The 13,120-nt window shown below is 42.8% G+C and carries 12 protein-coding genes; 11 read left to right on the top strand and 1 reads right to left on the bottom strand.

All coding sequences use genetic code 11. The annotated features are described in order from the left end of the window. Window positions 1-40 precede the first annotated feature (40 nt). The 11 genes from pyrF to manA all read left to right on the top strand — a co-directional run bounded on the left by pyrF (window position 41) and on the right by manA (window position 11,526). Window positions 41-778, top strand: a complete 738-nt coding sequence (pyrF, locus tag ACLV7H_RS07190; RefSeq protein ID WP_411866761.1) for an orotidine-5'-phosphate decarboxylase — start codon at window positions 41-43, stop codon at window positions 776-778. Further along, window positions 775-1,407: an orotate phosphoribosyltransferase gene (pyrE, locus tag ACLV7H_RS07185; protein ID WP_411866760.1), complete on the top strand. Its 633-nt coding sequence runs from the start codon at window positions 775-777 to the stop codon at window positions 1,405-1,407. Before pyrF ends, pyrE begins: the two co-directional genes overlap by 4 nt. Before the next feature lie 244 nt (window positions 1,408-1,651). Continuing rightward, window positions 1,652-2,788 carry an L-lactate oxidase gene (gene lctO, locus ACLV7H_RS07180; protein ID WP_411866759.1) on the top strand — a complete coding sequence of 379 codons (1,137 nt, stop codon included), beginning with the start codon at window positions 1,652-1,654 and terminating at the stop codon, window positions 2,786-2,788. 162 nt (window positions 2,789-2,950) lie between these two features. Then, entirely contained in the window at window positions 2,951-3,346 is a 396-nt protein-coding gene (locus tag ACLV7H_RS07175) for a CopY/TcrY family copper transport repressor (RefSeq protein WP_411866758.1), read from the top strand. A 10-nt stretch (window positions 3,347-3,356) separates the two neighbouring features. Further along, window positions 3,357-3,728: a cupredoxin domain-containing protein gene (locus ACLV7H_RS07170; RefSeq protein WP_411866757.1), complete on the top strand. Its 372-nt coding sequence runs from the start codon at window positions 3,357-3,359 to the stop codon at window positions 3,726-3,728. 9 nt (window positions 3,729-3,737) lie between these two features. Further along, window positions 3,738-5,981, top strand: a complete 2,244-nt coding sequence (locus tag ACLV7H_RS07165; RefSeq protein WP_084936939.1) for a heavy metal translocating P-type ATPase — start codon at window positions 3,738-3,740, stop codon at window positions 5,979-5,981. Window positions 5,982-6,193: 212 nt separating this feature from the next. Beyond that, window positions 6,194-7,969 (top strand): pyruvate oxidase, encoded by a 1,776-nt coding sequence (gene spxB, locus ACLV7H_RS07160; RefSeq protein WP_411866756.1) that lies wholly within the window; start codon window positions 6,194-6,196, stop codon window positions 7,967-7,969. A gap of 110 nt (window positions 7,970-8,079) precedes the next feature. Continuing rightward, window positions 8,080-8,427, top strand: a complete 348-nt coding sequence (locus tag ACLV7H_RS07155; protein ID WP_411866755.1) for a VOC family protein — start codon at window positions 8,080-8,082, stop codon at window positions 8,425-8,427. Window positions 8,428-8,631: 204 nt separating this feature from the next. Continuing rightward, window positions 8,632-8,892, top strand: coding sequence for a SemiSWEET family transporter (locus ACLV7H_RS07150; RefSeq protein ID WP_001291473.1), 261 nt, complete (start codon window positions 8,632-8,634; stop codon window positions 8,890-8,892). A 130-nt stretch (window positions 8,893-9,022) separates the two neighbouring features. Further along, window positions 9,023-10,462, top strand: coding sequence for a 6-phospho-beta-glucosidase (locus tag ACLV7H_RS07145; RefSeq protein WP_411866754.1), 1,440 nt, complete (start codon window positions 9,023-9,025; stop codon window positions 10,460-10,462). 119 nt (window positions 10,463-10,581) lie between these two features. Then, on the top strand, window positions 10,582-11,526 hold the full coding sequence (gene manA / locus ACLV7H_RS07140; RefSeq protein ID WP_411866753.1) for a mannose-6-phosphate isomerase, class I: 945 nt from the start codon (window positions 10,582-10,584) through the stop codon (window positions 11,524-11,526). Between the two features lie 41 nt (window positions 11,527-11,567). On the opposite strand, the gene ACLV7H_RS07135 is transcribed toward manA, so the two are convergent. Beyond that, window positions 11,568-12,908, bottom strand: coding sequence for a sodium-dependent transporter (locus tag ACLV7H_RS07135; protein ID WP_411866752.1), 1,341 nt, complete (start codon window positions 12,906-12,908; stop codon window positions 11,568-11,570). Window positions 12,909-13,120: the final 212 nt, after the last annotated feature.

The following is a 13,120-nucleotide window of genomic DNA, read 5'->3' as shown; positions in this document are numbered from 1 at the left end:
GACCATACTCTCTTGCTAGCTAAGGTAAAAGGAGAAAGGTATGCGTGAATATCGTCCAGTTATAGCTCTTGATTTTCCTAGTTTTGAGGCGGTCAAGGAATTTTTATCTCTTTTCCCGGCAGAAGAAAGTCTTTATCTAAAAGTAGGGATGGAGCTTTATTATGCGGAAGGTCCGGAAGTTGTCCGTTATTTGAAGTCACTAGGGCATAGTGTCTTTTTGGACCTCAAGCTACATGACATTCCAAATACAGTCAAATCTGCCATGAAGGTCTTATCTCAGCTTGGTGTAGACATGACCAATGTTCATGCTGCTGGTGGTGTAGAGATGATGAAGGCTGCGCGTGAGGGTCTGGGGACACAAGCCAAATTGATCGCTGTGACCCAGCTTACATCAACGTCGGAAAGCCAGATGCAGGATTTTCAAAATATCCAAACCACTCTTCAAGAGTCTGTGATTCACTATGCCAAGAAGACAGCTGAAGCAGGCTTGGATGGTGTCGTTTGCTCGGCCCAGGAAGTGCAACTCATCAAGCAGGCCACCAATCCAGATTTTATCTGTCTGACACCTGGTATTCGTCCAGCGGGAGCTGCGGTAGGAGACCAAAAACGTGTCATGACACCTGCTGACGCCTATCAAATCGGTAGTGACTATATTGTAGTTGGACGTCCCATTACCCAAGCTGAGGATCCTGTTGCAGCTTATCATACTATCAAGGATGAATGGAACCAGACAGAAATTAAAGAAATAGATTATAAAAATAAAAGGAGAATACTATGACACTTGCTAAAGATATCGCTAGCCACCTCTTGAAAATTCAAGCAGTTTACCTCAAACCAGAGGAGCCTTTCACTTGGGCATCTGGTATCAAGTCACCCATTTATACGGATAACCGTTTGACCCTTGCCTATCCAGAAACTCGTACTCTCATTGAAAATGGTTTTGTAGATGCTATCAAAGAAGCCTTTCCTGAGGTTGAAGTGATTGCAGGAACTGCAACAGCAGGGATTCCACACGGAGCTATCATCGCTGACAAGATGAACTTGCCTTTTGCCTACATCCGCAGCAAACCAAAAGACCACGGAGCTGGTAACCAAATCGAAGGCCGTGTAGCTCAAGGTCAAAAAATGGTAGTGGTTGAAGACCTGATTTCAACAGGTGGTTCTGTTCTTGAGGCCGTAGCAGCAGCTAAACGCGAAGGAGCCGATGTGCTTGGTGTCGTAGCGATTTTCAGCTATCAATTGCCAAAAGCTGATAAGAATTTTGCGGATGCTGGTGTCAAACTTGTGACGCTTTCTAACTACAGTGAACTGATCCACCTAGCCCAAGAAGAAGGTTACATCACACCAGAAGGACTCGCTCTTCTAAAACGCTTTAAAGAAGACCAAGAAAATTGGCAAAATGCCTAAAACATAAAAAATCAGGTAGTCACTAGGATTACCTGATTTTTTATATGTGGGCAATAAAACAAAGCTCCCTAAAGGTAAAGAAGAATATAGGATAATGGTAGAATGAGAGTCTTCTCTTTTTTGGGGACATATTCAGATAATCAGTTTGAAATTTCCAGACAAAATTTTTGAAAAGATTCTGAAAAAGAGGTAAGATAGTTAATGTAAGTTAAAGTAAACGCTTACTTAATAAGGAGGACATTTTATGTCATATAAAACAAGCAATGCAGAAGGACCTGTAGATTTTATTAATACATATGATTTGGAGCCAATGGCGCAACAAGTTATTCCTAAAGCTGCCTTTGGTTATATCGCTAGTGGAGCAGAGGATACTTTCACTTTACGCGAGAACATCCGTGCCTTTAACCACAAACTTATTGTTCCTCATACGCTTTGTGATGTTGAAAATCCAAGTACAGAGATTGAATTTGCAGGTGAAAAATTATCTTCACCAATCATTATGGCGCCTGTTGCGGCTCATAAATTAGCAAATGAACAGGGTGAAGTGGCGACTGCGCGTGGTGTGCATGAGTTTGGTTCTCTTTACACAACTAGCTCTTACTCTACTGTAGATCTTCCAGAAATTACAGAAGCCCTTCAAGGGACACCTCACTGGTTCCAATTTTACTTTAGTAAGGATGACGGTATTAACCGCCATATCATGGACCGTGTGAAGGATGAAGGCTACAAAGCGATTGTCTTGACGGCAGATGCTACCGTAGGGGGCAATCGTGAAGTTGATAAGCGCAATGGTTTTGTCTTCCCCGTTGGCATGCCGATTGTTGAGGAATACCTTCCAGAAGGTGCTGGAAAATCAATGGACTTTGTTTACAAGTCAGCCAAACAACGCTTGTCTCCACGCGATGTCGAATTTATCGCTGCTTACTCAGGTCTTCCTGTCTATGTCAAGGGGCCTCAATGCCGTGAGGACGTTGAACGCTCTCTTGCCGCAGGTGCTTCTGGTATCTGGGTAACCAATCACGGTGGCCGCCAAATCGACGGTGGACCAGCATCCTTTGACTCGCTTCAAGAAGTGGCTGAAGCAGTTGATAAACGAGTGCCAATTGTCTTTGACTCTGGTGTTCGTCGCGGTCAGCACGTCTTTAAAGCCTTGGCTTCAGGAGCAGACTTGGTAGCTATTGGTCGCCCTGTGATCTATGGTTTGGCTCTCGGTGGTAGTGTTGGTGTGCGTCAAGTCTTTGAACACTTGAATGCAGAATTGAGGACAGTTATGCAGCTATCTGGAACTCAGACTATTGAGGATGTCAAACACTTCAAACTCCGTCACAACCCATACAACCCAACCTTCCCAGTTGACCCTCGTGATTTGAAATTGTATTGATAAAGTAGAAGGCCTCCACCTGATGTGGAGGTTTTTGATGTTTTGGAATGTGTTTAACATTTCTAGTGTTATATAAAAATCAATTTTCATAATTGACAAATGTAGATTTTTGAGGTATACTGATAACTGTAATCGACAAATGTAGATTTAGGAGGAATAACAATGCAGATTTCAGATGCAGAATGGCAGGTTATGAAGATTATTTGGATGCAAGGGAAGCAGACCAGTAGCGATTTGATCAGGGTTTTAGCGGAACGGTTTGACTGGTCCAAGTCGACCATTCAAACTCTTTTGGCTCGTCTGGTTGAGAAAGAGTGTTTGACTAGGAAAAAAGTGGGCAAGTCCTTTGTTTATTCGGCGCTTTTAACTCTAGACCAAAGCCGAGACTTGCTTGTCCAAAATATCAAGGACAAGGTTTGTTCTCGTAGGATTAAGAACTTGTTGGCTGATTTGATTGCTGAATGTGATTTTACTCAGGCTGACTTGGAAGACTTAGAAGCTGTGATTTCTGAGAAGAAATCAAGCGCTGTAACAGAAGTAAAATGTAATTGTATGTAAAGGAGACGTCATGTTAAATAGTATTGTAACCATTATTTGTATTGCCCTTATCGCGTTTATCTTGATTTGGTTTTTCAAAAAGCCTGAAAAATCTGGACAAAAGGCTCAGCAAAAAAAGGGCTACCAAGAGATTCGAGTGGAAGTCAAAGGGGGATATACGCCTGAGTTGATTATTCTTAAGAAATCAGTGCCAGCCCGTATCGTCTTTGACCGTAAGGACCCTTCACCCTGCCTAGATCAGATTGTTTTCCCAGATTTTGGAGTGCATGCGGACTTGCCTATGGGTGAAGAGTATGTAGTGGAAATCACACCTGAACAGGCTGGAGAGTATGGCTTTGCATGTGGCATGAATATGATGCACGGTAAGATGATTGTAGAATAGGAGAATGATATGACTGAAATCGTAAAAGCAAGTCTTGAAAATGGTGTTCAAAAAATCCGTATCACGGCAGACAAAGGCTACCATCCAGCCCACATCCAGCTTCAAAAAGGAATTCCCGCTGAAATTACCTTTCATCGTACAACTCCTTCAAACTGTTATAAGGAAATTCTGTTTGAAGAAGAAGGCATCTTGGAACCAATCGGCGTAGATGAAGAGAAGACAATTCGTTTCACACCTCAAGAGTTGGGTGAGCATGAATTTTCATGTGGAATGAAGATGCAAAAGGGAAGCTATACAGTCGTTAAGAAGACTCGAAAATCTTTGTCACTTTTGCAACGTTTTTGGATTACTAGTATCTTTACTGTGCCTCTTGTGATTATCATGATTGGGATGTCGACAGGAGGAATTAGTCACCAAGTCATGCGTTGGGGCACCTTTTTAGCCACAACACCCATTATGCTAGCAGCAGGTGGTCCTTATATTCAGAGTGCTTGGGCCAGCTTTAAAAAGCACAATGCAAACATGGATACCTTGGTTGCTCTTGGAACCCTAGTGGCCTATCTCTATAGCCTAGTTGCCCTCTTTACTGGACTTCCTGTTTACTTTGAAAGTGCTGGTTTTATCCTCTTCTTCGTTCTTTTGGGAGCAGTTTTTGAGGAAAAAATGCGAAAAAATACTTCCCAAGCTGTGGAGAAATTACTTGACTTGCAGGCTAAAACTGCAGAAGTCTTGCGTGATGATAGCTATGTTCAAGTCCCCTTGGAGCAAGTCAAGGCAGGTGACCTGATTCGAGTGCGTCCCGGTGAAAAGATTGCGGTTGATGGGGTCGTAGTAGAAGGTATCTCTAGTATTGATGAGTCTATGGTGACAGGTGAGAGTCTGCCTGTGGACAAGACAGTTGGAGATACTGTCATTGGCTCCACCATCAATAATAGTGGAACACTTGTTTTTAGGGCAGAAAAAGTTGGTTCAGAGACAGTTTTGGCTCAGATTGTGGACTTTGTGAAGAAAGCCCAGACCAGCCGAGCACCAATTCAGGATTTGACGGATAAGATTTCAGGGATTTTTGTACCAGCGGTTGTCATTTTAGGGATTGTGACCTTTTGGGTATGGTTTGTCTTGTTCAGGGATAGTGTAGTCGTGCTTGGAGCGAGCTTTGTCTCTTCTCTTCTCTATGGGGTGGCTGTTTTGATTATCGCTTGTCCTTGTGCACTAGGACTTGCAACACCAACGGCCCTTATGGTGGGGACAGGTCGCAGTGCCAAGATGGGGGTTCTCCTCAAAAATGGAACGGTTCTACAGGAAATCCAAAAAGTTCAAACTATTGTCTTTGATAAGACTGGGACTTTGACGGAAGGGAAACCTGTGGTAACAGATATCATCGGCGACGAAGTAGAAGTGCTTGGATTGGCAGCCTCCTTGGAAGAAGCTTCCCAACACCCACTGGCTGAGGCCATTGTCAAGCGAGCGAGTGAAGCTGGACTTGAGATTCAAACTGTGGAAAATTTCCAAGCCTTGCACGGAAAAGGTGTCTCAGGGCAAATCAATGGAAAACAAGTTCTGCTTGGAAATGCTAAAATGCTGGATGGCATGAACATTTCTAGCACTTATCAAGAAAAACTAGAAGAACTAGAAAAAGAAGCTAAGACAGTTGTCTACTTGGCTGTTGACAATGAAATCAAAGGCTTGCTTGCCCTGCAAGATATTCCCAAGGAAAATGCCAAGCTAGCCATCAGTCAGCTGAAAAAACGTGGACTTAAAACAGTCATGCTGACAGGGGATAATGCTGGAGTGGCGCGTGCCATTGCAGATCAGATTGGAATCGAAGAGGTCATTGCAGGTGTCTTGCCAGAAGAAAAAGCCCATGAAATCCATAAACTACAATCAGCTGGAAAAGTAGCCTTTGTTGGTGATGGTATCAATGACGCTCCTGCCCTCAGTGTAGCGGATGTCGGGATTGCTATGGGAGCTGGAACAGATATTGCCATCGAGTCAGCAGATTTGGTGTTGACAACTAATAACCTTCTAGGAGTGGTTCGTGCCTTTGACATGAGTAAGAAAACCTTTAATCGAATTCTGCTCAACCTCTTCTGGGCCTTTATCTACAATGTCGCCGGCATTCCGATTGCAGCAGGAGTCTTTTCAGGAATTGGTCTCGTTCTCAATCCAGAACTGGCTGGTCTAGCCATGGCCTTTAGTTCTGTATCTGTTCTGACTAGTTCACTCTTACTAAACTTTAGTAAAATAGACTAAAAGCGAGCTTGCTCGCTTTTTATTATAAAACAGTTCTGAAAAACGTTTTCAAACTGTACTGTAATAGAGAATCAAAACTTCTGAGCACATTCTTAGGAGACCCAAAACAAATGTGGTAAAGTAGTAGAGTAAAAATTTGCTGAAACGTTTCCAATTAGTATATGAAAACGGATGAATCAAATTTTAAAAATATTTGAAGGAGAGTTATCATTATGACTCAAGGGAAAATTACTGCATCTGCAGCAATGCTCAACGTATTGAAAACATGGGGTGTAGACACAATCTACGGTATCCCATCAGGAACACTCAGCTCATTGATGGACGCTTTGGCTGAAGACAAAGATATCCGCTTCTTGCAAGTTCGCCACGAAGAAACAGGTGCTCTTGCAGCGGTTATGCAAGCTAAATTCGGTGGCTCAATCGGGGTTGCAGTTGGTTCAGGTGGTCCAGGTGCGACTCACTTGATTAACGGTGTTTACGATGCAGCTATGGATAACACTCCATTCCTTGCTATCCTTGGATCACGTCCAGTTAACGAACTCAACATGGATGCTTTCCAAGAATTGAACCAAAACCCAATGTACAACGGTGTCGCTGTTTACAACAAACGTGTAGCTTACGCTGAACAATTGCCAAAAGTAATCGACGAAGCTTGCCGCGCTGCAGTTTCTAAAAAAGGTCCAGCTGTTGTTGAAATCCCAGTAAACTTCGGTTTCCAAGAAATCGACGAAAACTCATACTACGGTTCAGGTTCATACGAGCGTTCATTCATCGCTCCTGCCTTGAACGAAGTTGAAATCGACAAAGCTGTTGAAATCTTGAACAATGCTGAACGTCCAGTTATCTATGCTGGTTACGGTGGTGTTAAAGCTGGTGAAGTGATCACTGAATTGTCACGTAAAATCAAAGCACCAATCATCACAACTGGTAAAAACTTTGAAGCTTTCGAATGGAACTACGAAGGTTTGACAGGTTCTGCTTACCGTGTTGGTTGGAAACCAGCCAACGAAGTGGTCTTCGAAGCAGACACAGTTCTTTTCCTTGGTTCAAACTTCCCGTTTGCTGAAGTTTACGAAGCCTTCAAGAACACTGAAAAATTCATTCAAGTCGATATCGACCCCTACAAACTTGGTAAACGTCATGCCCTTGACGCTTCAATCCTTGGTGACGCAGGTCAAGCAGCGAAAGCTATCCTTGATAAAGTAAACCCAGTTGAGTCTACTCCATGGTGGCGTGCAAACGTTAAGAATAACCAAAACTGGCGTGATTACATGAACAAACTCGAAGGTAAAACTGAGGGTGAATTGCAATTGTACCAAGTTTACAATGCTATCAATAAACATGCTGATCAAGATGCTATCTACTCAATCGACGTAGGTGACACTACTCAAACATCTACTCGTCACCTTCATATGACACCTAAGAACATGTGGCGTACATCTCCACTCTTTGCGACAATGGGCATTGCCCTTCCTGGTGGTATCGCTGCTAAGAAAGACAATCCAGATCGCCAAGTATGGAACATCATGGGTGACGGTGCATTCAACATGTGCTACCCAGATGTTATCACAAACGTTCAATACGACCTTCCAGTTATCAACGTTGTCTTCTCAAATGGTAAATATGCCTTCATCAAGGACAAATACGAAGACACAAACAAACACTTGTTTGGTTGTGACTTCCCTAATGCTGACTATGCGAAAATCGCTGAAGCTCAAGGAGCTGTTGGATTTACAGTTGACCGTATCGAAGACATCGATGCAGTTGTTGCAGAAGCTGTTAAATTGAACAAAGAAGGTAAAACTGTTGTTATCGATGCTCACATCACTCAACACCGTCCACTTCCAGTAGAAGTACTTGAATTGGATCCAAAACTTCACTCAGAAGAAGCAATCAAAGCATTCAAGGAAAAATACGAAGCTGAAGAGCTTGTACCATTCCGCCTCTTCTTGGAAGAAGAAGGGTTGCAATCACGCGCAATTAAATAATTCTTCTCGTCGAAAATCAAATGTAAACTTTGTAGATTTTATTCTTTGATTTTCATAGGGTGGAACTTGAAAAGATCGGAGTAATCCGGTCTTTTTCTGGAGGATAACAAATGAATTTAAATCAATTAGATATTATTGTTTCAGATGTTCCCCAAGTCTGTGCTGACTTGGAGCGGCTTTTGGATAAAAAGGCTGATTATGCTGATGACAGTTTTGCTCAGTTCACGATTGGCAGTCATTGTCTCATGTTGTCAGAGAATCATTTGATTCCTTTGAACAATTTTCAGTCAGGAATCATTCTTCACATCGAGGTTGAGGATGTAGAGCAGAACTACCAACGATTGAAAGAGCTTGGTACTGAGATTTTATACGGTCCTTCTGAAACGGATTGGGGAACGGAATCGCTACTAGTTAAAGGCCCTGCTGGTTTAGTGATTGATTTCTATCGTATGAAGTAGGGCGCTTAGTCATTTGACGTTAACCTTAGCTATTTTTAAAACAGAAATTGAGAATGTGAATTGTTAAAAGATCGGAGCAATCCGGTCTTTTTCTTATCACAAGATTGTGATAGTTTACATCTTCATAACAAAAGCTTCAAAGTCTTGATTGTTTTGAAAAAAGATTATAAAATATGGTTCATAAAAATGAAAGAGGTTTGGAAAATGTCTGAAAAACAAATGAAAATTTTGGGTTGGGTAGCGACCTTCATGTCCGTTATGATGTATGTCTCTTACTTCCCGCAAATCATGAACAACTTGGCTGGTCAAAAAGGCAACTTCATCCAACCCTTGGTCGCAGCCATTAACTGTAGTTTATGGGTTTATTACGGTCTTTTCAAGAAAGAAAGAGATATTCCCCTCGCGGCTGCTAATGCACCGGGTATCGTTTTTGGCCTAGTAACGGCTATCACGGCATTGATTTAAAAGAAGACTGGTTTCAATCTTTTTTTCGTATATATAAAAGTAAGTTTAGTGCTATCATTATCCAGAGAGTTCAAAACTTTTTGCCTCCTTTTTAGTATAATAGAAGTAATAAATCAATCGAGGTAAAGTGATGACAGAAATACTACAATTTCCAGAAGGATTTCTCTGGGGTGGTGCAACGGCGGCTAATCAATGTGAGGGTGCTTATAATCAGGACGGTCGTGGTCTTGCTAATGTGGATGTGGTACCGATTGGTCCAGACCGTGAGGCCATTATTACAGGTCAGAAAAAGATGTTTTCTTTTGAGGAGGGCTATTTTTACCCAGCAAAGGAAGCCATTGATATGTACCATCATTACAAGGAAGATATTGCGCTTTTTGCAGAAATGGGATTTAAAACCTATCGACTTTCCATTGCTTGGACTCGGATTTTTCCTCAAGGTGACGAAGCAGAGCCAAATGAAGCTGGTCTAGCCTTTTATGAGGATTTGTTTAAGGAGTGCCACAAGCATGGGATCGAGCCACTGGTGACCATCACGCATTTCGATTGCCCCATGCACTTAATCAGGGAGTACGGTGGTTGGCGCAATCGTCGTATGTTGGACTTTTACGCAAATCTCTGTCGCACCCTCTTTACCCGTTACAAGGGCTTGGTCAAGTACTGGCTCACCTTCAACGAAATCAATATGATTCTGCATGCCCCCTTTTTAGGAGCTGGGATCTGTTTTGAAGAGGGGGAAAATCAAGAGCAAGTCAAATACCAAGCAGCCCACCATGAGCTGGTAGCCTCGGCTATGGCGACTAAAATTGCTCACGAAATTGACCCAGAAAACAAGGTGGGATGTATGTTGGCAGCAGGGCAATATTATCCTAACACTGCCCATCCGAGAGACTACTGGGCAGCCATGGAAGAAGACCGTAAGAGCTACTTCTTCATTGACGTCCAAGCGCGTGGGGAATACCCAAACTATGCCAAGAAGCAGTGGGAGCGTGAGGGAATTGAGATAGAAATGACGGCAGAGGATTTGGACTTGTTAAAGAATCACACTGTTGACTTTGTTTCCTTCTCTTATTATGCGAGTCGAGTGGCTTCAGGCGATCCAGAAATGACGGATCTGACAGCTGGAAATGTCTTTGCCTCTATCAAAAATCCCTATCTGGAATCCTCAGAATGGGGCTGGCAGATTGACCCACTGGGACTTCGAATCACCCTCAATGCCATCTGGGATCGTTATCAAAAGCCTATGTTCATCGTAGAAAATGGTCTCGGTGCTATGGACACGCCAGATGAAAATGGCTATGTAGCAGATGACTATCGGATTGCTTATCTAGAAGCCCACATCAAGGCTATGCGAGATGCTATTTACCAAGATGGCGTTGAATTGCTTGGTTATACGACTTGGGGTTGTATAGATCTGGTTTCAGCTGGAACAGGCGAAATGAACAAGCGTTATGGTTTTATCTATGTGGATCGTGATAATGCAGGTCAAGGAAGTCTCAAACGGAGCAAGAAGAAATCCTTTTACTGGTACAAGGATGTCATTGCCAGCAATGGTGCAAGTATTAAGTAGAGCACATTTGTTCACTATTTTTATAAAATCTTCTCCCTACTTTATAAGATGTGAAAAAGAGTTCAATTAGATCTGGCTTTTTGCTATAATGAAGTGAGAAAAACAGATAGGAGAATAAGATGTCAGAACCATTATTTTTACAATCAGTTATGCAAGAAAAAATCTGGGGTGGAACCAAGCTACGTGATGAGTTTGGCTACGACATCCCGAGTGAAAAAATCGGGGAATACTGGGCTATCTCAGCTCACCAAAATGGAGTTTCTAAGGTTGCAAATGGACGCTACGAGGGAACAGATCTAGCTACATTGTATGCGGAGCACCGTGAATTGTTTGGCAACCGTCCAGAACCTGTATTTCCGCTTTTGACCAAGATTCTCGATGCCAATGACTGGCTCAGCGTCCAAGTTCACCCAGACGATGCCTATGGACTAGAACACGAAGGCGAACTTGGAAAAACAGAATGCTGGTACATCATTGCAGCGGATGAGGGATCAGAGATTATCTATGGCCACAATGCCAAGTCAAAAGAAGAACTCCGTCAGCAAATCGAAGCTAAAGACTGGGATAGTCTATTAACAAAAGTCCCTGTTAAAGCTGGTGATTTCTTCTATGTACCAAGTGGGACTATGCACGCTATCGGGGCGGGTATCTTGATTCTTGAAACGCAACAGTCTAGTGATACAACCTACCGTGTCTATGACTTTGACCGCAAGGACGACAAGGGCAACTTGCGTGAACTTCACCTTGAAAAATCCATCGATGTTTTAAACATTGGAGAGCCGGCCAATAGCCGTCCTGTAACTATCAAAGCTGATGATTTACGTTCCACTCTCCTTGTGTCTAATGACTTCTTCGCAGTTTACAAGTGGGAAATCACTGGAAAAGTTGACTTTAAAAAGACAGCAGACTACAGTTTGTTTAGTGTCTTAGCTGGTCAAGGTCAGCTTACTATTGACGGGAAAAACTATCCAATCCAAAAAGGTAGCCACTTTATCCTACCAAGTGATGTTGAAGCTTGGACCTTAGAAGGGCAAGGTTTGGAATTGATTGTTAGCCATCCATAAAAAAAGAAAGGGCCTGAGTTTACTACTCAAGTCCTTTTTGATTACATAAATTGGGTGATAAAAACCACAATGATGATAATAGGAATGATGAAACGAAGAAGGAAGAGCCAGACTTGGAAAAGTCCCTGTTTCCATGCTCTTTCATCAAGATGGAGTTCCTCCTTAGCATGAGCCTTCTTAAAGATGTAGCCTGTAAAAAGTGACAGGCAGAGAGCTCCAAATGGCATGAGGAGATTGGAAACCAAGAAATCCATAGCATCAAAGAAGGTCTTACCAAAGATGTGAACATCCGCCATGACCCCATAGGATAGAGCTGAAGGAATTCCAAAGACAAAGGTCAAGATTCCTAAAATAGCACTCCATTTAGCACGCTTGCGATTGTCCTGATTGGTGATATTGCCCACATTGATTTCCAGCATAACGACAGAGGAAGTGACCGTCGCAAAGAGGAAAAGCAAGAGGAAAAGGATGTAGAAAATGGTTCCAAAAGGCATCTTGTCAAAGAGTTGAGGCAAGACGATAAAGAGCAGGCTTGGTCCCCCTTCCGACTGGATATTGAAAGCTGACATGGCTGGGAAAATGGCTAGTCCCGCCATGATGGAAACCGAGATGTTCATGGCTACAATGGAAATCCCTGATTGGACCAGATTGGTTTTCTTGTCCAAGTAGGAAGCATAGGTCAGCATGGCTGTAACCCCTAGTGAGAGGGCAAAGAAAGATTGTCCCAGAGCATAGAGGAGACCAGCGCTGGTCAGTTTTGAGAAGTCTGGTTTGAGGAAGTAGAGAACGCCTTCCATAGCATTTGGCAAGCTGAGAGAGCGCCCAATGATCACGACAAAGATGATAAAGAGCAGGGGCATCATGACTTTCGAAGCTCTTTCAATCCCTTTTTGAACCCCACGTGATACAATAAAGATATTCAACAAGATAAAGGCAGCTTGTGCGCCAAGGGCAATGGCTGGATTTGAAATGATTGAAGTAAATAACTGAGCATAATCACCCGTTCCACCAAGTTGGAACAATTTCCCAAACTCAATACCCAGATAAATCAGAATCCAACCTCCAATGACACTGTAAAAGGAGAGGAGGATAAAGAGGGCAAAGGCACCAATCCAACCGATAAAGTTGTACTTGTTATTCTTGCCAAGTTTTCCAAAGGTTTTGATAGCGGAAACGCCAGCACTACGGCCAAGGGCAAATTCAGCCAGCAGGAGCGGGAAACCGATTAAAATAGTGGAAATGAGAAAGACTAGTAAAAAGCCACCACCGCCATTAGCGGCAGTCATGTAGGGAAACTTCCAAACGGCACCAAGCCCGATGGCTGAACCAGCAGATGCTAGGATAAAGCCTAGTTTCGAGCCCCATTGCGATTTTTCTGACATAGTTGAAACTCCAATCTCGTTTTTAAAATAAGAAAAGGCTACTTGAGTTGTCAAATAGCCCTCTCTCAATGGCTCTCTATGAGCCTTCTGTTTGATTGATAGACTTGACTATCCTATCATGTTTTCTAAGGTCTGTCAAGAAAACCATTTTCAAGTTTTCACACCTTTCTCAAAAAGTTAAAAATTTTTCTCAAAAACGCTTGACTCTGACC

The sequence above is a fragment of the Streptococcus oralis genome (genome assembly GCF_965111685.1).
GTDB classification, from domain to species: Bacteria; Bacillota; Bacilli; order Lactobacillales; family Streptococcaceae; genus Streptococcus; species Streptococcus oralis_B.
The sequence above is the reverse complement of the archived record's forward strand: the minus strand, read 5'-3'. Positions and strand labels throughout refer to the sequence as shown.

Coding starts and splice junctions, on each gene's coding strand:
- ACLV7H_RS07165 (WP_084936939.1), top strand. CDS start 3,738: ATGACTGAAATCGTAAAAGCAAGTCTTGAAAATGGTGTTCAAAAAATC.
- lctO (WP_411866759.1), top strand. CDS start 1,652: ATGTCATATAAAACAAGCAATGCAGAAGGACCTGTAGATTTTATTAAT.
- pyrE (WP_411866760.1), top strand. CDS start 775: ATGACACTTGCTAAAGATATCGCTAGCCACCTCTTGAAAATTCAAGCA.
- spxB (WP_411866756.1), top strand. CDS start 6,194: ATGACTCAAGGGAAAATTACTGCATCTGCAGCAATGCTCAACGTATTG.
- pyrF (WP_411866761.1), top strand. CDS start 41: ATGCGTGAATATCGTCCAGTTATAGCTCTTGATTTTCCTAGTTTTGAG.
- manA (WP_411866753.1), top strand. CDS start 10,582: ATGTCAGAACCATTATTTTTACAATCAGTTATGCAAGAAAAAATCTGG.
- ACLV7H_RS07175 (WP_411866758.1), top strand. CDS start 2,951: ATGCAGATTTCAGATGCAGAATGGCAGGTTATGAAGATTATTTGGATG.
- ACLV7H_RS07170 (WP_411866757.1), top strand. CDS start 3,357: ATGTTAAATAGTATTGTAACCATTATTTGTATTGCCCTTATCGCGTTT.
- ACLV7H_RS07155 (WP_411866755.1), top strand. CDS start 8,080: ATGAATTTAAATCAATTAGATATTATTGTTTCAGATGTTCCCCAAGTC.
- ACLV7H_RS07135 (WP_411866752.1), bottom strand. CDS start 12,908: ATGTCAGAAAAATCGCAATGGGGCTCGAAACTAGGCTTTATCCTAGCA.
- ACLV7H_RS07150 (WP_001291473.1), top strand. CDS start 8,632: ATGTCTGAAAAACAAATGAAAATTTTGGGTTGGGTAGCGACCTTCATG.
- ACLV7H_RS07145 (WP_411866754.1), top strand. CDS start 9,023: ATGACAGAAATACTACAATTTCCAGAAGGATTTCTCTGGGGTGGTGCA.